Here is a 23775-nt window from a genome sequence, read left to right as displayed (position 1 = left end):
ATTACTTGATTAAGTGCTAGAATGGTATGACCAAACGGAAAGACAACATGATAATATAAAATAGTACATCATCTATTTTGAGGTGGAACCTGCTAGAGTTTCATTATACCGAGGCTTTTTTATTCTTAAATAAACGGTAAGCAAACCAAACTGCAAATAATGCAATGCCTGCACGCAGAATAACCATCGGCATAATGGAATCAGCTTCTAAAAACCCAGCCAGTCCTGAAAGTAAAAAAGTAACCATCAGCTGCATGAATCCCATCACGGCAGCCGCTGTACCGCGACCTTCTTTAAAAGGAGACAAAGCATGAGCAGAAGTAATGGGAAACAGAATTCCAATAGCCAGCAATGACAGATACAGCATCATAATTTCTAAAGTCACAGAAAGATCAGACGCAGTTATCAAAATATGGAGGCTACATACCATCAGCAACAGAAGAGTGGCTGCCAGTAAAAGTTTTGTGTCACTTATTCTCTTTATTAATTTAGGGGTAAGGTAAGCTGCCGTTATCAATGCCAATGAATTAAAACCGAATATAAGACTGAAAACACCGCTTGAAAACCCATGAAGCTTCATAAATAAAAACGGTGCATTGGAAATATAAATGATTAGGGAAGCGAAAGCAATACTTCCTATCATCGTACTGTTGATGAATTCTTTATTTGAAATAATTGCCTTTAAATGGCTTTTTAATCCTTTTTCGGTTTCTGAAAGATCAGGAAGACTTATTCTTGGATTGGTCTCAGGAACATATTTATAAACCATGAAAAAGGTAATTAATCCCATTATTCCTAAAAAAGCGAACGAACTATTCCACCCCCAGAATTTAAGAAATACACTTCCCAGAAGCGGTGCAACAATAGGAGCAATTCCGCTAATTTGAGACTGCTGCGAAAATATGGCTACAGATTTCTGCCTGTCATAAAGGTCGATAACGATGGCTCTCCCGATCACAATTCCTGCACTTCCACCAAATGCCTGCAGAAAACGCATTGCCCAAAGCACGTAAATATTTTCTGTAAAAAATATCGCTGTAGCCCCTATAATGAAGAGGAAAAGTCCGCAGTACAGCATTGGCTTACGTCCTGTCCTGTCAGACAAAGGTCCCCAAAGCAACTGCCCAAAAGCAAATCCTGCAAAAAACACAGAAATTGAAATCTGAATATGTCCTATATCGGTTTGGAAAATCTGGGCCATGCTTGGAAAAGCAGGCAGATAAAGGTCTATACTCAGTGATTCCAGGGTGTTGAGCAGTGCCAGAATAAACACTACGATACTTAAGTTTCTCATAAAGGGGTTCAATCATTAAACGATCCACACAGATCGTTTTTTCTTCTGGCAAAATTCCGGTAAAAAACAAAGCTTTTCAATACAGTAACTGAAGGAACACCAGCACAAACTGAAGATTACATTTTATAAAATATATTATTTAAAATGATTTAGAAGAACTTTTTGAAGATTATGCTTTAGTCTCTTTAAATCCTTCCGGATTCCGGCCGGTATGTTTTTTGAAAAAACGGGAGAAATAAGACGCGTCGCTGAATCCCAGTTTAAAAGCAATTTCTTTAACGGTTAACGCACCAAAGCTAAGTTCTCTTTTAGCTTCCAAAACAATTCTCTGAGCAATCATCTTTTTCACTGTTGTTCCTCTGGATAAGCGGACAATATCATTGAGATGATGGGTACTTATTTTGATCTGATCTGCATAGAAGCTTGTCTCTCTCTGGACGACATAGTGCTCTTCAATAAGTCTTACTAGCTCTTGAATACGCTGCCTGTCATTAATTGATGGGTCTTGCAGATTAATCTGTTCTGTGATGATGATGCAGAATGCCCGCAGATAGGATTTTAATAAATCTAACCTGGAAGATCCATTATATTCTTTTTCCATCAGTGAGATGATTGTACTACAGGTTTCTCCGCTTTTAGGATCTAAAGAAAAAGGACATGTCCCTCCTGTGAGGATTGTTTCTATATCGCTGGCTTCCTTAAAAATTTCCCGGCTAACGGCCAGTACATAACCTTTTTCACCGTTCAGTTTCATATTGAATACCTGTCCCGGCGCAATAATGCAGATTTGGTTATTTTTAAGGATATGACTTTCAAAATCCAGTTCCAGACTGCTGTTTTCTTTCACCTGGCTGAACCAGATGATCTCAAAGAAATTATGCCGGTGAACATCATTAAAATTCTCTGGGTGTCCTGTATCAAGAGTCATTAACTGAAACTGTTCGGAGGTGAGATGATGGATGGGGATGTTTTTTTCTGATGAATTCATCGGTCAGTTTTTTATAGGGGTAAACAGAAACCTCAGCAAAGAAATACTGGGATGTCTGCTGATTAGCTGTTTGATTGTTTTTTATAAATGTAGAAATTTATTTGCTTTATGAAAAGATCAGCACCTTTTAAATTTCGACCATTTTACCCGTCCCTGCCTACGAGAGCATACTTCGCATAAAGGATTCTCAAGAAGCTACCAAAAACTTACCTTACAAAGAAAAAATTTAAAGACTTCTTTAATGAAAATGTAGCTGCTTTATAAAACACAAAACCACCGCTATTGCAGTGGCTTTTGTTTTACTATAGCTCAAAGTCACAGACTTTGCGCAGCGGGGGTTCTTCTTCTAAATTTCATGAGAAAAAAGAAAAGATCCGGAAATTAGGAAGTTGACACTAACATAGAATCTTCTATTTCCCAATAATTATCATTATTCAATCTTAGTTCAAATACAGCATTTCTATGGAAATAATTTTTTATACGATGGTCAACAAAAACTAATGCTCTTCTTTTAGAAGGATCAAATACAATCTCTGAAAAATATACTACTCCTATCTCACATTCATTTGTATGTTTATCATACTCTGCCAGATCTAGGACTTTTGCGGTACACAAATTAAATTGATTTGCTTTTATAGAACTTCGTATGCTTAAATTTTTAATATCTGGATTATTAGAAAAGTCTTTAAAAGAATCCTTCGTTCTTTTTATGCGTCTTAAATAAACTTCGGTATTATGTGTCCCGAAATATGTATTTTTATTTTTAGTAGAATCTATATACAAATTGCAAAATTTTTCAGGATGATTAAAAAGTTCGTTGTGCGCTTTTGTCTTCTCTTCGATATATAAATCATCATCATGAACTCTTAAACTATCAAAATATCTTTTTTCACCTAAATAATCTTCTCTAAAAAAATAAGGTATCAACTGATCTGTTAAATCATTATATAGTTTTACATTAGTATCGGTTGATTGACTTACACATTTTTTCATTTCCTCCTTACAATTCGTAATTAATAAAGAGGATAATAAAATCATAACTATTTTAGTTTTAAAATTCATACTATTTGGAAATTTTAGATTAATAACATCCTCTTTAACGATTTCCTGTTCGCAAATTATCTTTTGGTTTTTTATAAATATCTAAAATAGATGGCTTTTTTTCTGATTTCAAGTCCCTGATTTCACGTTGTTGCCTAAAATCTTTTGCAGCATTATTCCTCCTAAATCCATCAAACTTTTCACTAATTATATCACGATCAGAAGCAGAAAATTGAAGATCTGTTCCAAAATAAATAATTTCCCAATTATCTCCTATATCACCCTTAACACCTTTTGATTTAAGACTCTTCTTAAAAAGTGGGTCCTTTTCCTTGGAAACATGGTCAATTGCATAGTCTGCCCAATGACCACCTTCATGAATTATAATTTCTGCTAAATTATCAATATACTTTTTATTTCCTTTATTTTTTGAAACCGTGTTTACTACGCCAGAATCTATTTTAATAACATTGGGATCATCTTGATCAAAATTCCCCAAATCAAGTAAACTTTCATTCATTATAACAGTGGGTCCATCTCCATCTTTGAGCATTGTCTGTATCATTTTATCATCTACACCAAATTTCTCTTTAAACGCTCCTCGAAATTCTGAATCTCGAAACACCGCTTTTATAGTTTTTATTGCCTCTTTATATAATCTTTTTTGCTCTCTCGTAGCATTTGCTGGTAATCTAAAATTTCCATCAGGATCAATGTAATTAATAGGGTGGTTTCCACAATAAATATAAGGCTCCATTGTTTGTTCCGCCAGCGGATCCACATTCAACCAAAGAGAAACTCTAGGATTATAGTACCTCGCTCCATAATAGTAATACCCCGTTTCTGCATCAAGTTCCTTGCCATTAAACTTATAGGGACTGTAGTTACTGTTTCTGTGGTTTTCTACAAAAGTTTCACCACTTGGGAAGTATTCTATATTCTGGGTTACTTCTCCGTCTGCACCTGTAATAAAGCTGCTGGAACCTAAATGATCCGGATGGAACCAATAGATCTCTTTTTCTTTATCTCCTGCATAATCATTAACACAAGCTCCATTGTATCCTGCGTTTTGTCCGTAATTAGGTGGTGGCGTGATATTATTCTGCTGCATTACCGCAAGAGTAGCCTGAGTAGCTGCCTGCAGAATGGTATTTGATGTATTGACCGGATTAATCGGCGGAGTACTTCCTGCAAATGGAATGATCAGCCAGTTACAATCAAAAACTCCAATATTATCGCTTGTCCCATTCTTAGTTACTATTCTTTGGCTTCCTGCATAATAATGTTTTGTATAACGAGGAAGTGATACACCTCCAAGACTATCAAAATAAAGGTTCATCGTCAACAGTCCATTCGGGTAAATAGTTGCTGAATGGTATGTCATAGGTGTCTGCGGCCATGTATTTGTCTGTTCTGCTCTTGTTCTGAAAAGCATTCCTGAATACATCACATCTTTAATAATTCTTTCCCCTCCCGCATCATAAGTGTAGATCGCTGCCCCGTCAACTTCAGGAGTAGAAGGATTGGTATCTACAAAACGAAGGCGATTTTCTTCATCCCACTGATATACTGCTTTTGCTTCAGCATAAGTACATGTTTCCTGTTCAATAGTCGTAGGATTTCCTTTTGCATCATATTTATAATGTTGAAACTTCACTCCCGGATCATCCGGATTACAGCATGTGGAAGATGGTACCAAATTAGGTTCATCTACAATGGTTGTAGGAGCATGTGGATGTGAAGAATTTTCATATTTGTAGTTCAGCCTGTAAGAGGTTGGTTCCATTGCCGTCCAATTATTGTTGCTCGCACCTGTCGTCCATTCATGCTTCTGTGTTTTGCTCATGATATTGTGCATATTATCATAAGACATCGCAACAGTATAACGGTGACGTTCTTCCTGAGCCTGTGTATTAATCCCTCTCCAGTTCCCTGAAGCTGATGTAAGACGATAAAGATCATCATATCCGTATGCATAATTGGTTCCTCCTCCTAAAAGACCATTTACGACAGGAGCATTGTTATGAACCTGCATTACGTTAGATACCACATCATACTGGTATACGTTCTGCATGAAGAACCTATTGGTATTGGTATTCTGAGCGTACATTTTCAACAATCTTCTTCGGTTTGTCTCGTATTCGTATGTTGTTTCCGTACCGTTTCCATTTTTCAGGTATACTCTCTGTTCAAATTTATCATATCCAAGACTATTGATCATCGGATAGGAATTACCATCTTTTACTGAGGCAACATTATTTAAGTTCCCTGCTCTGTTGTATTTGTATGTTAATTTTTCTCCATCCGGATACGTAATGGTTTTCACACGATTCCATGTGTCGTACTGCCATTCTGTTCCGAACCAGTAAACCTGTGCCCCCGGGACAGCTACTGAACGTCTCTGGTAAGTAAGTTCTCCCAGTCTTCCGTATTTCAGATACTGTGTTCCTGTAGCGTCTGTCTGATACCATAATCTTCCTACTGCATTATTATCCATCGCTGAAGCATCCAATGCATTTCCGTAATAATATTTTACATTGTTTTCCGGATATAAAGGATATTTAACTTCTTTCAGCCTTGAATAGTCATATTGATATTCTACCGTTTCATTGGCAGCATTGGTTTTGGAAGTCATGTTACTTGCCGGATCATACTTATAAGTGGTAACCCCACTATCAGGATGAGTGTAAGAAACCCTTCTTCCCAGATCATCATAAACGGATGTCGTAATATTACCATTTACATCTTTTACCTGAAGAATTTCGCCGATGGCATCATGGGTAAACTGAGTTTTGATATCTCCGGTATTTGAAACTTCATGAACCGAAGTTGTTCTTCCTTTGATGTCAGTATACGTTTTCTTAATGCTTCCTAATTCATCTTTGAAGATAGTTTCAAACATATTTCTTCCCTGAACATCCGTACCAAAACCGTAAGTAATGGTTGAGAACAGGTTTTCTCCCGGAAGTTTTGTATAAATCACTCTGTCTAATACATCATACTGGTTAATAGTAGGTTCAATATTATCTACGACAGCATTGTACTGAGTATTAGAAGATCCAATATCTTCTACTGTTGGATAGTATGTTTTTAATGCTCTTCCGAACGCATCTTCTTCTACTTTACCCGATACAATATATTTTAATCCCTGATTATGAATGTCTCCGGTTTTCTTTACCTGAACCGCACCTCCGAAACCATCTGCAATGGTAATGGTATTAATGGTACTGTCTGTATATTCCGGATCATAATGTTTTGTTGTTGCAAAAGATTGTGCATTTGTTGCATTAAGCGGAGCATCCGTAATCGGATTGTACTCAAATTTTATAGTCCATGGAATGTTATTAAATAATTCGTATGGCCCTGTAATTTCAGTAGTTCTTGCTTTGGCATCATATACATATTTCATTGGCTGCAGGTTCATGTCCTCAGTGTAAGTTGGTACTCCGAAACGGAAATCATACTGGGTTTTGCTGCTGTATCCAAAGGCATCCTGAACTTTTACTGGATAGGTTTTTACATTATCATCATAGGTATATTGCTGGAAGAACCTTTGGTTCTGCACATTTGCAGGCCCTGTAGATTTAGTTATATTTCCATAAACGTCGTACTCAAAATCATAAACGGAATAATTCACGCCCTGATTAAGAATCGTCATCTTAGAAAGATTCCCATTAGCGCTATATTCTGCTTTTTTCTCTCTGGTAAAGCCATTGCCTGTAATTGTAGTGTTTTTCACAGAAACAGGCATAATTACATATCCTGATGGATCAACATTGGAATATTGTAGAACACTGGATATCCCATCAGTAGTAACCCCTATCTCTTGGTCTCCAATATCAACGATACCAGTAGCATTACCCCATTGGTCATAAGCAACAATAGTTGTTGAGGTCGATTTCCCTGGGGTCATTTGCCCCTCATAAAAATAAGATGTTGAAATATCTGTTGAAACAAAATAAGCATAGTTACCACCTAATTTTTCATCTTCTTTCTCTAATGGAAATTCATCATAGCCGGTATTCTTAATTAATCTAAGACTATATTGATTAAATTTTGTTGTCCAAACCTTATTATTAGCATCATAAAGTACTTCACTTATTAAAGTTCCCTTTAAATAGTAATTCGTATTATTAAACGTCTGAAGGGTTTTTCTGTAAACTACATTTGAACCAGCACCGCCTTGTTTTGTGTCAATTTGGTTGATAGTTACACCTCCAAATCCATAAAAAGTTCTCTCTCTTCGGCTGTGATAAGGATTCTGATACTCTACCGTCACTTTGGATACATCCGGACTGTATGCATTATCTCCCGTAAATCCGTCATTTGTAATTACGCTTTTTAATACGTATTTACTTTGAGGCATATCATAAGTATTGCCTAGTCTTTCGTAAGTAACTTCCCAAGAACCTCCCATTGGAGTGGTCACTTTTTTAAGAAGGTTCGTAACCCCTGTTTGGTTAAGTTGTACCTTAATATTATCTGTATCATCAGAAGTTACCAGATCTGGATATCCATCTCCATTCATATCTCTGAACGTAGCATGAGATCTTGAAGTTGAATTTCCTTTTGAAACCCCTAAAGTCACATTTAGTTTCAGCCCGCTTACTCCTGCAATAATAGGAATAGAAATTAAAATAGTTCCTGCTGCATTTCCTCCAACACTGATAGATACATCTTTATGAATATCATTTCCATTCTGAAAATTTAAATTTAGCGGAGTGCTGGACATTCTATCTCCTAAGTTTAGATATACTGTTGCACTATTTCCTGTGTATAAAACCTTGTCTGCTAGTCCATCACCATTAATGTCAACCAGTTCTTTTGTCGTTGTACTTGTATTAGAGCTAAAATTAACTCCAAATTCAAAACTTCCTCTGAATAAACTGATTCCTCCTCCCAGTCCAAATCCATTTCCTACACCTTCCGGTTTGATATCTGATCCCCAAGAATCATTTCCTGCAAACCCATTTCCGATATTCAGTTCAAAATTATTTGTATTAAATTTATCAGGAAGACCATCTCCATTAATATCTAAGAATGTTTGTTTAGAATTTTCACTTGAAGTTTCTCCATTTGCACTGATTGAAAGCTTTGTTGCTGCTTGTTTACTTTTAACAGAACTATCTATTAAATTCTCATTAAATGATTTATTCTTAGGGTTTTTACCCGCCGTCTGTATAAATGCCATTCTAGTGGATTCCCCATGTACAAATGAATATCCGGATGAAATTCCAGTAGAACTGGCTTTTGAAATCGACTGGCTTCCCACATTTAAGGAATTTCCAGATAAAAACCCTACCGGATATGTGATTTTTACATTGGTTTTACTGAAATCATCCGGGAACCCGTCTCCATTGTAATCTAGTACATTTCGGACAGATTTGGCCTCAGAAAAAAGAGTTTGTGACACATTTACTCCAGCCACTCCCGCACTTACTCCGGCACCAATACTTACACTTTGATTTTTCAACTGAATATTTGGTGCATTCAATTCAGATCCGACGGCCTGACTTAGTGAATGGTTATCAAAATTAGAATCTATATTATGTATTCCTAAACGTGAAGTATTGATCGTATTTTGAGAGATGTATATGGTTGGGTCAACATCTGTTAATCTTCCTTTATCAGTATTATTAACATTAGAGTTGATCATTAAGAAATAGTTTTTTGATAATGCCCCATCATTATCTGCAATGGTAATATTTCCATCAGGATCTATTATAGGGTTGTTAATTGTAGGGTTTATACCCTGATCTATACCATAAGCATTGCTCAGCTTCAAGCGGGTTTCATCTACCTTCATTTCGGCATCAGTTCCTCCATTGGCCAAGTTATTATTAATATCATAGGCTTCTACAATGGTATTTTTACTTAAATTATTCCCATTCAGGATAAAGCCTCCCCAACCGCGATAAAGTATACCGAATCTGTTGTCATATTCATTTGAACTTAATGCAGATGTTGGTGTTTGCGGCCCCAGAATTGGTTTATGCGGCGGTGAATTTGTAAAACTTGTTATGATAGTTTCACTGCCCGGATTTTCAATATATAATTTTGTAAATGCTGAAGGCGCGCCACCAGGAGAAAATGTCAGCGTATAGCTATAGGTCCCCGGGTTCAGCATTGTTTCCGAATATACAGGCATTCCTGATTGTCCGGATAAAGTTCCGTTAGGGAAAAATGTATTTATACCAAGTGTTGCTGATGTTCCTGCAACATAATTTCCTAATTCAAACTTCAGCATTGTAGCCTGATTGATTACAATTGTTCCTGTTTGCTGCACTGTATTTGAACCGGACAACTGTACTGATAAATTATTCGGGTTGTCTATATAATTGAGACCATTGTTTATTAGAGTGCCGGTAATGCTTGTTATATTATTTATAAAGTCTCTGTCTTCACTACTTACTGTTGTTTCCAGGTATATATTCTCATTTAAATCCTGAGAGACTATAGTATATGGCGTTCCAAAAACTGGAGTTACATTACCGTTAACAACATTATAAACTGTCTTGGTTAATAATTTATTTTTAATTTTTGCAGAGATAACAACCTTTCCGCTTTTCCCGTTAAAATTAGGAAGGGATGATGCTTTTACAGAAATCTTTTTTCCAATATCTGCCGATTGAGTTGCATAGGTTACAAAATTTCCTCTATCATTATACATACTGTACTCTACCTGCAAATATGTTTTTTCACCGGTTGAAGTCTCGGTAAATTCAGGAATTAACTTAAAGTTTGACCAATCTATCTGGGTATCTGTATATACTTTTACAGACACTTTATCATTAGGATTTAAATTCACCTGTGAGCCAATGACACTATTATTATAAGTAGAGCCAGATGCGATAGTCATCGGAAACTGAGGATAGTCCACATCGTTGACTGTCAGAAATATTTTAGCATCATCTGACAGCGGGATTATCTTGTTTAAATATAAATTTAAAGTTCCCGCATTTCCCACCATGAAAGCGCTGGTACCTGAGTTCACAAAATCCTCCTGAGCTTTGTATGTTGACAAATCTCTGTTATCACTATCAACAGCTGGTATATTTGGTGTTGAATAAGTAATTTCAGGATTCCATGTAAGCTGATCCAGTGTCCCATCATATTTGGAAGATACTCTGAAATAAAGCTTTTCTCCTTTACTGATATTAATGATCTGATCTGCAAAAGAATGTAAGTTATAGTCTCCAGCATTAATGTTATTGACTAATGGATCATTATTTTTATACTGAAAAGATACCGCAACACCGTCTGCTTTGCTACAATCCTCTTCCGGATTACATGATACCTGATTCAGTTTAAAAGCATTTTTAACAGTAATAGAACCCGACTTTGGAGCTACCCATACACGAACAACATCATGCAATGGATTCTGTTCCAGCATCATTTTTTTCTCTGTTTTATCCTGATCATCAAATAGTGAAACGGAAGGCTGTGCACCACTGGAAGTAACATTAATAGGATATGGCGTCAACCCGCTATTAGGGTCAAATGAAGGAATATTTCCAATAAGACTGTTAAAATAAACTTTCCCATTTTTCACAAAGTCCACCAATCCATCGTTATTGAAGTCCATAAAATATGATGCCGTAGTATTGGTACTGTTAGAATAATCAAATCCAAGACTTCCTCCACCGAAATTAGCATCAATTCCTACTCCCCATGATGAGTTTTTAGACTTTCCTATATCCTGTAAATTTCCAACACTTACCTGAGGTCCAAATGCTTGAACTCCATTTGTTGCGGTTGACAAGTTTTTAGAATAAGAAATAACTCCATTATTTTGATAAACTCTGTCTGCCAGATTATCCCCATCTATATCTATTAAAGTAATTTTATTTTCTGAAGATGAATTACTGATGGAGCCATGTGCCCCAACAGTTCCTTGTCTGAAACTGAATAAGCCAGTATCACTTGTAGGAGGAGAGGAAAAATTATATACTCCTACACTAATGCCAAAATTGGTTCCTGTAGATTTACCCTGACTTCCTGAAAGCATGGTATATCCTTGAAATAATTGTCCTGAAGAAAGTAAGCCTGGGAAACTGGCAGGATCCGGTGCGGCCCAAGGCTGAGGTGCCCCAAACATATTGGCTCCATCGGGAGCTTCATTATATTCTATTTCATTAGTATAAAAAACAGCACCTGCCGCATCTTTCTCCGTTATGTTTTTTAATAAGGATTTCCTGAAAGTTTTATCATCATTTTTATACCCGAATTCATAACTCCTTACGTTTTCATCACCATATTTGATTTCAACTTTGCTTAGCCTCTTTGATTCTATCTGAAGGAAACCTAATCTTCCATTAATCTGAACATCTTCTCTGCCAGTAGTTGTGGTAAATAGAACTGTATATTTTTTTACCGGATTTTGTGCATTGTGTAAAGTGTAATCAATTTGAGAAATATGCAATTCCTGTCCTCCATTTCCTGGATTTCCTGTATAAGTTGATTTATCATACGTATACAGCACATAATTTCCATTGGTATCAACAGTTTTATATAAAGCCCAATGTCCTATATTTCCATTGGCATCTTTAAGAACGGCATTATCAATTACGCCGGCCTCTCCGCCAAAAAAAGATTTTGTCCCGTCTTTAGATGTTACAATCCAAAAATAATTTTTAGGACTTGTCCCTCTTCTTACAATATTATTATAAGCACCTTCAATTCTAGGATAAAATTTTCTGTGCGGTATTCTTCCTTTTTCAAACCCTTCATTTCTGTTAGGCATAGCAAATATACCCGGGCTTGTTTCAAAGGTCAACTGTTCTCCTCCTATTGAGTACAATTCTGTTTCAGTTGCCTGATTGTATGTAGGAACGCCCCATCTCGTATCAATATTTACTGATGGAACAGACATATCCCAACCAAGTCCCATCCAGCCATTTCCTCCTTCACTGCTGTAGCTTACCGCCAAAGAAGGCTGCATTCCCGCTCTACCTGCGGGAAGTTTAATTGGAAAATTAGTGGTAACACTTCCCATACTGTTAGGAGATGGCGGTGCAATGCTTACAATTCCCTCGGAAGGGTTTGCGGCTTTAATATCTTTAATAGAGTTAGGAGCATAGCTTCCCGTTTCCGGAGATTCGGGAACTTTTAAAACCCCATTGACCATGTCTGTAAAGTGGGTAGTTTTTGACACCAAAATGTTCTGCTGCAGATTGACACTGTCCTTGTCTAAAGCAATCCATTTTTTTTCTGTTCTGTCAAAATAAAAAGTTTTGATATCCTGTTCCGTATAACCGGTTGGTATTTTACTTTTATCATATCCTAAAGATACTTTTGCAGGAGCTGAAAAATGGTCTCCATGAGGAAGGAAACGATACCCTGCGCTTTCAGATGTTACGTTTACCATTTCGGGAGTAATCGCAGGCATATCTATGTCTCTAAGCGCTGTGATTGAAAAGTTTTCTGAACTTTTAAGTACTCCTTTTGGGATGTTTAATTCAGCGGAACCCAGATTAAGTTTTTCAGAATCACTGATACTACCAACAAATTTTGAAACAGACAAAGCGTTGTATTTTACGCCGATACTATTTTTAAAATTCTGTTTTTTATTAGAAATTCCTATCCTAAGGTTTTTTACTTTATAGCTATAGTCTGCAAGATAAGGCAAGGTAAAAATTACCGTATTCTTTCCTTGTTGGATAGATTGATCTGCAATGGGTTCCGACTGGTGAATCCAGGTCGTGTTTTTTTGGATATTTTTTCCACCAACGGCCAGATCATCATTGATGACTTTGCTAACTTCTTTATAGCTGTCAACTCCATACAAATCATATTCTAATGTATATTGATACGTAGAATTAATTTTTTCATCGACTGAAATATTAAAGATATTATCATAGATCTGATCAATAGGATGTTCTGAACTTGTTCCTATAATACCTTCTTTAATATCAGAAATATAATATCTCTTTTCATTTAATGATAAGGGAGCAGAAGCATTATATCTGACCGTTTTAACAGGAGGAACCAAAATAGTATGGCCTGATTTCTCTTTACTTCCGTTAATAGTATTTCCGGAAATACCATCAGGCTCTTTAGAATTCTCTTTTTTCTCTTCAGCCTTGATACGTTCAGAAACGTCTTTCTTTATATTGTTTTTTGAAGCATCATTAATTTCCATTATGGGAGTCGCGTTTTCATGCCTATTCAAATAAGTTGAATTAGCATAAGCATGAACTTGAGACCAACAAGTGAAAAATATAACTGAATTAAGAAGTTTTGTGTTCTTTCTTAAGACGCTTAATAAAGATCTTTTCATTCGTTTATATGTGTTTTTACATTTAAGACACTCCTTTTTTACATATAGAGTGCCTTAGATGTGGATATTAATTTTTTACAATAAGTTTGAATACTTTTATTTCAGACGAAGTTTTTACAATGATTAAATACACGCCTTCAGCTGGCAGAGTATCTTTTATTTCATAGTAATCCTTGCCTTTGTCTTGGATGGTTTTTACCAATCTTCCAGATCCGTCATGGATTTTTATATCTACCGTTTCTATTTTATCTGAAATAATTCTAATGGTAAATGGCTGTCCTTTAGGTACCGGATTTGGATAAATGACAATTCCGTTTTCTTTTTTTCTTGTCACTTTTACTGTATCTTTTTTCGTACAGTTATCTGACGTTTTTACTGTTACCGTATATTCTCCCGGCTCGTAAACATTGATAGTAGCAGAACTGCTCGTAAATCCGTTATCAGAAGTCCATGTATAGACTGCATTTGGATCTGTAATTTGTGTTGATGCATCAAACTGTGCAGAATTTCCTGAAGAAAGTGCGACATCCGGACCAAGGTCTAAATTAATAGTACTGAAATCATTAACCGTGAAATCATATCCGGTAACATTATTATCAGCATCCGTAATATTCAGATGATAGTTACCAATTGTTAAATTAGGGAATGATACCTGTGATGTCTGAACGGTTATATTTTGTGATGTTCCGTTACCTGTAAGGGCAACATTAAACGGCGCTTTTCCTCCTTTAATATTTAAGTTAAGAGTTCCGCTAGTCACAGTACATGTAGGTTGGGTAAGCTGATAAGTAGATAAAATTTTATTTCCTAAAGCAAATGAGAAAACATCTGTTCCGGACAAATCCTGGTCAAAAACAACATCTTTAAAATGCACTCCCTGGTGATTATCAACATGGTCCATTGCGTAAGCTTCAATGTTGGCGGAATTAAAATTCCCTTGTCCTGTTCTGTCTACAAGAAGCCAAAGCTTTTTGTCAGCCGGAATCTGAGATATAATATCTTTAATAGAGAAAACTACTTCCGTTGGAATGGTCTGTGAGTTTTCTGTTGTAAATCTCGCTTTCCATTTTCTCTTTAATAATCTGTACCCGAAAGTATCAACGTCAAGCTCTAACGGCTTTTTATTATCGCCCCAAATCAAAAAACTCTGATCTGGAAATTGTGCATCGTTTGATTTATTATCGATCGCCAGTTTTTTGGCTGCAATGACAAGTCTCTTTTGTTCTGACGAGCTGGTAGCCTGTTTCTGATAAAGATCTGAATATCCGTCTCTAGCAATACCTGTTATATTGGCAGGATAGTCATTAAAATCATCCTGCTTCCATATTTTTTTATTTTTGGAGCTTAGATATTCTGTATAAGGCATTGTAATGGCATATTTTACAGCCAGATACGAATTCACCCTATTGCGTTCGTTAAGCGTAAGGATTTTTCTGTATGCAAAAAATTCAGGAAGTTTTCCTGTGAAGTTTTTCCATTGATGGTTTCCTTCATCTTTCCCGATATACATCGATGAAAGCCCCGTCTTACCGATTACTTTAGTAATTTTAGTTGAAGGGATTCCAAACTTAGAATACAAACTGAAAGATGCTAGAGTATCTATTGTGCTTATATTGATGTAATTAATCTGTTCGTTATTATACCTAAATACATTTTTAGTACTGTAAAACAGCTCTTTCTCATCGGTATTATCAGTTGTAAATAAAGCCGATTCCTGTGTTGAATTTTTATTCTGATAAGCCGTAAAAAAGTTCAGTTTATCTATTGTTTCTATGACAAAAGGGAACTTTAAAAAATCATCTGTGCCGTCAAAATTCAAGCATTCATTATAATTCAATAATGAATAAGTGGGTTGGTTCGCTCCCGTTAAAGCTTGTATCTGATGCTGATTGCCACTATAATCCTGGTACAACAGTGAAGGAGTCTGAAGTGAATTGGTCTTATACCATACACTTGTACCTCCTACTCCTCCCGGGGACTGTGCATTCGAAGCACAGACAAGTAAAACGCTGAGAATTGTAAATATTTTTTTCATGAGTGTAAGCGTTTTTATTTTATGATAAGCTTCTTGGTTTCCTTATATTCGGCAGTCTCTATAGAAACCATATAGATTCCCCGAGAATAAGATCGTGTGTCTATGGTTTTAATAAATTCCCCTTTTGGAAATTTAGTTGAACTTTGTTCTGATGATATCAGCTTACCTGAAGCATCATAAACCGAAATTTTAATTGAAGATTGGCTCTGTAAGAAAAATCTTACGTTTACCTCTTCTTTAGCCGGATTTGGAAATATTGTAAAATGTTCAGATCCCGAACTGCTGGTGTTAGACACGGATAGCAGCCCTGAACCAACTCTTTCCTGGGCTCTATATCTCATAGCAGAAATTATATCAAAACACGGCGTTATGAAAGCGTGGAATCCCGCATCCTGCTCAACTTGAAAACCGGGAAGTAAAACAATATCTCTGGACGCAATGTATTCAACACCCTGTACAGGAGCTATAATTTTATTGCTTGCAGCGATCTGTTTAGCCAAAATGGTCTGGCTTGTTGTAATATCATCTGCCGGGCTTACCAATGTTTTCAGATCTTCTTTATAACAGAAGTCTACATTAGAAACAACGATTGAAAATGTTTGGCTTCCACCAGGTAATAAAGGGGTTGTATTTGTTTTTGGAGAAACAATGATTTTATAGGTTGCTATTTCAGGATTTTTAACATCTACTCTTTCTATGGTATCTACATCATTTGTTGAAAGATTAGTTGCAGCGCTGGTTAGGTTATTCATTCCTCCAAGCTTCCATGGATAATAGGTAGTTTCCGTTCCGTTAGTGTTTATCTTTACAATTTTTAAATCCAAATCATTAACTACGTTCGGATTACTAAGGTCTACCACATTACTTACGAGATTTCCCTGAGGATCTGTCCACGAAATAGTGGCAGATAATGGCTGACTCGCTTCGTAAGGAACCACATATAAAGTATATTTATTCCCTTGGTTTAAGGTAACTTCTTTTATTAACGTTGATTTTTTTTCATTATTAATAATACCTTCAATATTATTGTAAATGGCTTCAGAAGCTCTTTTTGCATCGGCCAATCCCCAACCATATATATAATCCGGTCCTTCAGTCCCTTTGTCATTGGCTGTATGAACCAACAATGCACGCACCGTAGAAGAAAGCATATAACTTTGTGTAGGACTTACAGATTTATAATACTGCTGAAGTAAAGTGATAATACCAGAAACAACAGCTGCTGCAGAAGAAGTTCCTCTGTAAGTACCATAAGCAGCATCATAGGTTTCAATGGATGAATACATATTTTCTCCCGGAGCACAGATATCCGGCTTTATTCTTCCGTCATCTGTAGGGCCATAACTGCTGAATGCTGAAACGTCAAATGCTTCATCAGAATTCATATTTACATTTTTCTTAGCCGAAGCTACTACCAGAACATTTTTGGCAATTCCCGCTCCTTCCAGTAGATCATATCCGTTTTTGGCAGAAACCTGTGGAACGATACTAGGATCAATCTCTCTTGCATTTCCTGCTGCTTTTACAATTTGCAGGTACGGTTTTAGGTACATCAGATTATCCCATGATTGTGCTGTTACATTATATTTTCCGAACTGGTAGGCCAGAAGATACATAGGATCGAAGCCATAGCTGTTATTAGCCACTAATATTCCACTTGTCCCATTATATGCCTGTGAAAGCATTTCCGGAACATCATCTACCCAGTCATAAGCATTGATTTTTGCTTCATAGGCAATTCCTCTAGCTTCAGCCTCACCATTATTTCCCGCCAAGGTCCCCGCTATATTGGTACTATGCCGTGAAATGGTCTGATTTTGTAAATTATCGTAGCTGTTTATTTTTCCGGCTAATAACTCATGGGTAGTTCTTGGCTTGGAATAATCCCATTGACCAATGGTCATATTATTTCCGGTTATATTAAGCCCTAGCCCTCCTCCGGAATATAAATTATCAGCTTTTGTCATTTTTGCCGCTCCGGCATTAAGAGTCATATAATACATGGGGCGACCATTCTCGTCAGCCCCAATAAGTTGTTTTTCATTTCCATTTTCAGAAATGAATTCTTCATGACCTAAACTTTTAAGTCTTTGAATCTCGTTTTTTTGCTTTTGCGCCTGTTCTTGTACTTTATTTCGAAAAGCTTTGATTTCTCGTTCCTGCGGGTCTGTTTTTAATTCATTTTTGGTCTGACCATAAGATGAAAAAAAGAACATCACTGCAATACCTAATATAGATTTATGGTAGATTTTCTGCATCCGGAAAAAATTTAATGTGTGTTTTACTGAGATATATTAGGATGACATTAATCTGTGAATACAGATTAATGTCATCAACTTATCATTCTATTTATCGAGTAATTCTATTGTTTTCTTGAGTTCCTTGTTTTCTTCTCTTAGCTGCTTAACATCTTTATTAAGCTGGATAATATACAGGGTAAGTTCTTCTATCTTTTCAAGAAGTTTGGCATCCATTTCACCTAGATTAATTCCGTTTTTTTTCACATCTTCTGCAGATGGAATATTAGGTAAATGTCCTTTTTCTTCGATATGCTTTTCAACTGTTTCTAATGTATTAAGTTTATACTCTTTCTTAAAAACATAATCTGCCCATCCATTAGCTGCAGGATTTTCAACCTTTATCTGCTCAGCTTTTATCCCTTTTCTTACGTAGAAAATATAATTGGGATCGTTGTCGTACTGATCTGTCCCTACCGTCACTTTTCCAGTATTGAATATGACAAAATTACTTTTATGGACACTATCCGTAAATTTTATTTTTGTAATTCCAGATGAATTAGGAGTAGTTACATCAGAATTTGGATCAATAACATTATTGTTTGGCATATGAAATTCCATATTCTTACTTCCCAAATTTCTAATAACAATATCAGATGGTACAGACCAGTTAGAAGCACAGCCATTACATAATACACTTGCAATTTCTAGTCTTCCTCTAGCAGTACCCGTTGCAGTAGTATTCCCGATTACAATACCATTAGCATAGGGGCCGGCAAAAACCCTTAATCTTTCCATATTATTGGTTTTAAAAACAATCTCCTTATCGTCAATTGTTCCAATAAAATTGTCAGTTGTGTTTGTTCCCAAATTCCCTGTAAGATTCCAAGATTGGGAAGAATAAAAATGTGAAAACGACAATAAAGTAAATAGTAAAATTTTTTTCATAATATGTTGTATTTTAAGTCAGCTTATAGATGTATATGTTGTGAATATTCTTTCTAGCAACAAGCAATTGATTATTCTTAATAACTTATTCAGTGATGAGATTATCTTTTTGAGCTTTTTTATTTTCTTCTTCCAATTTTTTCACATCCTTATTAAGCTGTATAATATAAAGGGTTAGCTCCTCTATCTTCTCAAGAAGCTTGGCATCCATTTCACCTAAATTAATTCCGTTTTCTACCACATCTTTAGCTGACGGAATATTTGGCAAGTATCCTTTTTCTTCAATGTGCTTTTCAACTTCCTCCAATGATTTCAGTTGATATTCTTTTCTGAAAACATAATCTGCCCAAGCATTAGCGGAAGCAATATCTACTTTTATTTTTTCCGTTCTTATTCCGTTTTTTACAAACAGCCTGTAATCATTACAGTCTGAACAAGAAATATTACCAGAAGTCCCTAAAAAAAGTTTCCCATTTGATTTTAGTGAAAACATCAATTCGTAAGCGCTGGAAGTTGGCCAACCCGCAACATCCAAAACTCCTGGATTATCAGGCTGATACTGACTATATCTTAAAAAAACAAGAGATGCACCAGCCCCAATATTCGAACCGGTATTCCCTACATAAAAAGCATCGCTATTTATATTCGTAACGACTTGGGATCTTCCATTAACTCTGAAAGCTATATTTGGATCTGGCAAACCACCAATGGCAATATTTCCCGTTTGACTAATCCTCATTCTTTCCAGATTATTAGTTTTTAAAACCAGATCCTGAGCATCCTTTGTTCCTAAAAAGTTTGTTGTAGGATTAATTCCTGAATTCCCTTGTATATCCCAAGATTGAGAAAAATAAAAATTTGAAAAGGAGGCTAAAGTAAATAATAAAATTTTTTTCATAATGTGTCTTTTTTTTAATAATAAATAATAGATTAATTCTCCCGCAACCTATATGTTAGAATACCATTATTGAATTTCATCATAACATAACTGTTTGTATAGCCGGATCACTTGTTCCGATTTCGATATTGTTTTTATTTAAAAGTTTAATCCCTACCCATACATATAATTAAAGCCCTAATCCATCCCTACCAGAGCCAGGATAATGCCCTAAATAATAATTATAAGGTTCGAGTTCCCATACAATTTATCAAAGGTAATTTTTGAGAAAAAAGAGAGCCAAAAATACCAGGCTAAAAATTGATATCTTTTTTTTCATAAAAGTTTTTTGACAGAGGACATGATCATGTTTATGGCTTAAAAATCCAAGGTGCAAATACCGAATAATATCTGACTTTATTATTAAAGCCAGCAGAAAGTTCGGGGAAATTTAATCTTGATTCTGAGAAATAAAAGCAGGGAATCTACAGAAACCCGTATGACTATTTTTTTTCATTGGTCGTTAAAGTATTTGTGTTTTTGAATTACAGCAAATATATAAAATTTCCCTTTCGGGGGAGAAAAAATTTTTAAAATTAATATTCAATACATAGCATGCTGTTTCCAAGTATCTTTCATCTCCATAAATTGAATGGTAAACAAAACCACAGCGAAAAAATGCTGTGGTTTTACAATATTCAAATTAAATATAACTCTATTATTTTTGCTGGCTGTTTAAAAAAGCATCCCAGCCCTGTGCCGTAAGGGGAACAAGCTGATTGGAGCCTCTTGCTACCATATAGTTACCTTCTTCATTCTCTACAGCATGACCAATGATTGTAAAATCAGGGTGATTCTTAATTTTATCAAAATCATTGGGCGAAATGGTGAACAGCAGTTCATAATCTTCACCACCGCTTAATGCGGTCATGACAGGATTAAGATTCATTTCGTCCGCCGTGGAAATCGTGAGACTGTCCATCGGAATCTTCTCTTCATAAAGTCTGAATCCCGCTTTCGACTGGTCAGAGAGATGAAGGATCTCAGAAGCCAGACCATCAGAAATATCGATCATTGAAGTAGGTTTAATATCCAATTCCTCCAGGATAGCTTTAACATCTGTTCTTGCTTCAGGTTTAAGCTGTCTTTCAAGGATATAATCATAGCCTTCCATTTCAGGTTGCATATTTGGGTTGGCAAGGAAAACAGCATGTTCTCTTTCAAGAATCTGAAGTCCCATATAGGCACCACCCAGATCTCCGCTTACCACCAGAAGATCGTTTGGTTTTGCTCCGCTTCTTTTTATGATATTCTCCTCATTCTCAATCCCCACTGCTGTAATACTCATTACGAGACCGGAATTAGAGCTTGTGGTATCGCCTCCTATCAGATCAACCTTATATCTTGCACAAGCAGCCTGAATTCCGGAATAAATTTCTTCTAAAGCTTCTACCGGAAAACGGCTGGAAACGGCAAGAGAAACCAAAATCTGTGTAGGTACAGCGTTCATGGCTGCAATATCGCTGAGGTTTACTACGACAGCTTTGTAGCCTAAATGCTTTAAAGGCACATAGCCTAAATTAAAGTGAACTCCTTCTGCAAGGACGTCTGTTGTAAGAACAACTTTTTTGTTTCCAGGGTTGATAACTGCCGCATCGTCTCCCACTCCGAGTTCAGAAGACTCATTGGACAATGGAAAATGTTCTGTCAAATGCTTTATAAGACCAAATTCTCCTAATTTGGAAATGGGGGTCAGTTCCTGTGATTTATCTTCAAACATATTTTTTGTATTAATGCCCAGTGTGAAATGTATTGATGACATTCAACATTGAACTGTGAGCTTTAAACTTCGAATTAATTAAATTCTGCCGGATCCACATTATTAGGCTGGAAAGGAAGCTTTTTAAAATCTTCCCTGCTCATCACAATGGTTTCAGGGCTTTTGTATTTATTCATTGCTTCTACCACATCATCCGGCGGGGTTGTCATTTTTCTCAGCATCATGTCGATCCACACTCCCGTAGCCTCTGCAGTGGCACAATGAACTCCGTCCGGAGTATAAAATTTATGAAGGAATCTGTAGATGGAAGAGTCTTCCGAGCATCCGTCGATCTCAAGGCTTACAATTACCGTCTGGTCGGCGTAGATCTCCTTGAAGAAAGAATATCTTTCATGCAGGATGACAGGCCCTATTCCCCAGCGGCTCAGTTGGGTTACTCCCATCTTTTCTTTGGTCATAAAGGCCATTCTGGACTGCGCGCAGTACTGTACATATGATGAATTGGCTAGGTGCTTGTTGGCATCAAGGTCACTCCAGCGTACTTCGAATTTATGGTAAAAAATCATGTAAAAGTTGTTTTTAGTATGATTAAATTATAATCTTCAAAATTACTCAAATAAGATGGTTTATAAAAATTGTACTTTTGAAAAAATAATCTTCAGCATAGGATTGCAATTACATGAAACAGATCATCATTATCGGAGGTGGTGCGGCAGGCTTTTTCTGCGCATCGAATCTTGACGAAAAAAAATACAAAATCACCATCCTGGAACAGAACTCGGATGTACTTCAGAAGGTAAAAATTTCCGGAGGTGGGCGTTGCAATGTCACACATGCCTGTTTTGACCCACGGGAACTGGTTCAGTTTTATCCGAGGGGAAATAAGGAATTGCTGAGCGTTTTTACTAAATTTCAGCCGGGAGACACAATGGATTGGTTTGACCAGCGCAGCGTACCTTTAAAAATAGAGAACGATAATCGCGTTTTTCCGGAAAGCAACTCTTCACAGACCATTATCAATACTTTCCTGAATGAAATTCAGAATAAAAAAGTAGAGATTAAGACAAAATGTTCTGTTAAAGAAATTGAAAAGCAGGATGAAAAATACCTGGTAAAAACAAGCTTAGGCGATTTTCAGGCAGATTATATCGTTTATACAACGGGAAGCTCACCAAAATCACTGAAGATCGTTGAAAACCTGGGCCACAAGATCGTGGATCTTGTTCCGTCGCTTTTTACCTTCAATATTAAAGATGAGCTGTTACAGGATATTCCCGGCACGAGCTTTGAAAATGCTGAAATCTCAATTCCTTCCTTAAAAACTGAGGAAAGCGGACCTTTATTGATCACACATTGGGGCCTTTCCGGACCTGCTGTTCTGAAAATTTCAGCGTGGGAAGCTATAAATCTGGCGAAAGTAAAGTACCATTTTGAAATTGAAGTGAATTTTATTTCAAAATCCATAGATGAAGCTGAAGAAAGTTTCCAGAATTTTAAACAATCGAATCCCAAAAAGACCATCGGGCAGTCGAAAATTTTTGACATTACCAACCGATTCTGGCAAAAAATATTGGATGTTTCACAGGTTGATCTTAATAAACAAATATCCAATATTTCAGGGAAAGAAACGCAGAAGATCCTTGAAAACCTCTGCCGTAAAAAGTTGAAAGTAAATGGAAAGTCTACTTTTAAAGACGAGTTTGTAACCGCCGGAGGTGTTGATTTAAAAGAAATTAACTTCAAAAACATGTCCTCCAAGCTTCTTCCGAATTTTCACATTGCAGGAGAAGTGCTGAACATTGATGCGGTGACGGGAGGTTTCAATTTCCAGGCATGCTGGAGTGAAGGATGGCTTATTGCACAACATTTAAATAATTTAGAGATATGAAAAAAACCTTACTATTTATCCTATTTTCAAGTTCAATAACAGCCTATACGCAAACACGGGACACTTTGAAAACAGCTCTTTTACAAGATATTTCAGAGAAATCTAAAGATGCTGAGTATCCCGGAGGGATGATGGAACTTCGAAAGGATATCGCTAACAAACTAAAAATAAACAAAATAAAAGGAATAGAAGGGAAAAAGGGAGTTTTCTTTTCGCAAGCAAAATTTATGGTTAATATCAAGGGAAGAATAGAAGGCATTGTGGTAATCGGAGACGATGTCGATTTCAATAAAGAAGTAGAGAGAGCTATAAAATCTTTGAGAACCAGATGGAAACCTGCAGAAGATAAAGGGGTTCTTGTCCGCTCATATTATAAGGTTCCTTTCACCTTAACTATGAATAATTAAA

12 protein-coding genes are annotated in these 23775 nt (G+C 36.3%); 2 read left to right on the top strand and 10 right to left on the bottom strand.

All coding sequences use genetic code 11. The features are described from left to right. Positions 1-103: 103 nt before the first annotated feature. The 10 genes from ACMGDK_RS14645 to ACMGDK_RS14600 all read right to left on the bottom strand — a co-directional run bounded on the left by ACMGDK_RS14645 (position 104) and on the right by ACMGDK_RS14600 (position 22045). On the bottom strand, positions 104-1294 hold the full coding sequence (locus tag ACMGDK_RS14645) for a multidrug effflux MFS transporter (RefSeq protein ID WP_436808637.1): 1191 nt from the start codon (positions 1292-1294) through the stop codon (positions 104-106). 169 nt (positions 1295-1463) lie between these two features. Next, the gene (locus ACMGDK_RS14640) at positions 1464-2282 is read right to left on the bottom strand and encodes a helix-turn-helix domain-containing protein (protein ID WP_436808636.1); all 819 of its coding nucleotides are present in this window, start codon (positions 2280-2282) and stop codon (positions 1464-1466) included. A gap of 381 nt (positions 2283-2663) precedes the next feature. Continuing rightward, positions 2664-3344 (bottom strand): hypothetical protein, encoded by a 681-nt coding sequence (locus ACMGDK_RS14635; RefSeq protein WP_223557958.1) that lies wholly within the window; start codon positions 3342-3344, stop codon positions 2664-2666. Between the two features lie 34 nt (positions 3345-3378). Continuing rightward, positions 3379-13464 (bottom strand): SpvB/TcaC N-terminal domain-containing protein, encoded by a 10086-nt coding sequence (locus ACMGDK_RS14630; RefSeq protein WP_436808635.1) that lies wholly within the window; start codon positions 13462-13464, stop codon positions 3379-3381. A 205-nt stretch (positions 13465-13669) separates the two neighbouring features. After that, positions 13670-15637, bottom strand: a complete 1968-nt coding sequence (locus ACMGDK_RS14625; RefSeq protein ID WP_436808634.1) for a DUF8202 domain-containing protein — start codon at positions 15635-15637, stop codon at positions 13670-13672. Positions 15638-15651: 14 nt separating this feature from the next. Beyond that, a complete protein-coding gene (locus tag ACMGDK_RS14620; RefSeq protein WP_436808633.1) occupies positions 15652-17895 on the bottom strand; it encodes a S8 family serine peptidase in 2244 nt (747 codons plus the stop codon). An 87-nt stretch (positions 17896-17982) separates the two neighbouring features. Then, a complete protein-coding gene (locus ACMGDK_RS14615) occupies positions 17983-18822 on the bottom strand; it encodes a cell wall anchor protein (RefSeq protein ID WP_436808632.1) in 840 nt (279 codons plus the stop codon). Between the two features lie 85 nt (positions 18823-18907). Continuing rightward, a complete protein-coding gene (locus ACMGDK_RS14610; protein ID WP_436808631.1) occupies positions 18908-19720 on the bottom strand; it encodes a hypothetical protein in 813 nt (270 codons plus the stop codon). 697 nt (positions 19721-20417) lie between these two features. Continuing rightward, complete coding sequence (gene thiL / locus ACMGDK_RS14605; RefSeq protein WP_436808630.1) at positions 20418-21479, bottom strand: thiamine-phosphate kinase; 1062 nt, start codon at positions 21477-21479, stop codon at positions 20418-20420. Positions 21480-21553: 74 nt separating this feature from the next. After that, positions 21554-22045 (bottom strand): acyl-CoA thioesterase, encoded by a 492-nt coding sequence (locus ACMGDK_RS14600; protein WP_426048149.1) that lies wholly within the window; start codon positions 22043-22045, stop codon positions 21554-21556. 113 nt (positions 22046-22158) lie between these two features. On the opposite strand from ACMGDK_RS14600, the gene ACMGDK_RS14595 reads away from it, so the two are divergent. Next, the gene (locus ACMGDK_RS14595) at positions 22159-23367 is read left to right on the top strand and encodes a BaiN/RdsA family NAD(P)/FAD-dependent oxidoreductase (RefSeq protein WP_436808629.1); all 1209 of its coding nucleotides are present in this window, start codon (positions 22159-22161) and stop codon (positions 23365-23367) included. Next, positions 23364-23774: an energy transducer TonB gene (locus ACMGDK_RS14590; protein WP_436808628.1), complete on the top strand. Its 411-nt coding sequence runs from the start codon at positions 23364-23366 to the stop codon at positions 23772-23774. Before ACMGDK_RS14595 ends, ACMGDK_RS14590 begins: the two co-directional genes overlap by 4 nt. The last annotated feature ends 1 nt before the right edge of the window (position 23775 follow it).

This window comes from Chryseobacterium hilariae, from assembly GCF_051400735.1.
In the GTDB taxonomy this organism is placed as follows: Bacteria; Bacteroidota; Bacteroidia; order Flavobacteriales; family Weeksellaceae; genus Chryseobacterium.
Note: the sequence above shows the minus strand (reverse complement) of the source record. Positions and strands in the feature narration are given on the sequence as shown.

Bases quoted from the DNA above. Each gene is read 5' to 3' on its own strand.
- ACMGDK_RS14645 (WP_436808637.1), bottom strand. From the start codon at position 1,294: ATGAGAAACTTAAGTATCGTAGTGTTTATTCTGGCACTGCTCAACACC.
- ACMGDK_RS14640 (WP_436808636.1), bottom strand. From the start codon at position 2,282: ATGAATTCATCAGAAAAAAACATCCCCATCCATCATCTCACCTCCGAA.
- ACMGDK_RS14635 (WP_223557958.1), bottom strand. From the start codon at position 3,344: ATGAATTTTAAAACTAAAATAGTTATGATTTTATTATCCTCTTTATTA.
- ACMGDK_RS14630 (WP_436808635.1), bottom strand. From the start codon at position 13,464: ATGGAAATTAATGATGCTTCAAAAAACAATATAAAGAAAGACGTTTCT.
- ACMGDK_RS14625 (WP_436808634.1), bottom strand. From the start codon at position 15,637: ATGAAAAAAATATTTACAATTCTCAGCGTTTTACTTGTCTGTGCTTCG.
- ACMGDK_RS14620 (WP_436808633.1), bottom strand. From the start codon at position 17,895: ATGCAGAAAATCTACCATAAATCTATATTAGGTATTGCAGTGATGTTC.
- ACMGDK_RS14615 (WP_436808632.1), bottom strand. From the start codon at position 18,822: ATGAAAAAAATTTTACTATTTACTTTATTGTCGTTTTCACATTTTTAT.
- ACMGDK_RS14610 (WP_436808631.1), bottom strand. From the start codon at position 19,720: ATGAAAAAAATTTTATTATTTACTTTAGCCTCCTTTTCAAATTTTTAT.
- thiL (WP_436808630.1), bottom strand. From the start codon at position 21,479: ATGTTTGAAGATAAATCACAGGAACTGACCCCCATTTCCAAATTAGGA.
- ACMGDK_RS14600 (WP_426048149.1), bottom strand. From the start codon at position 22,045: ATGATTTTTTACCATAAATTCGAAGTACGCTGGAGTGACCTTGATGCC.
- ACMGDK_RS14595 (WP_436808629.1), top strand. From the start codon at position 22,159: ATGAAACAGATCATCATTATCGGAGGTGGTGCGGCAGGCTTTTTCTGC.
- ACMGDK_RS14590 (WP_436808628.1), top strand. From the start codon at position 23,364: ATGAAAAAAACCTTACTATTTATCCTATTTTCAAGTTCAATAACAGCC.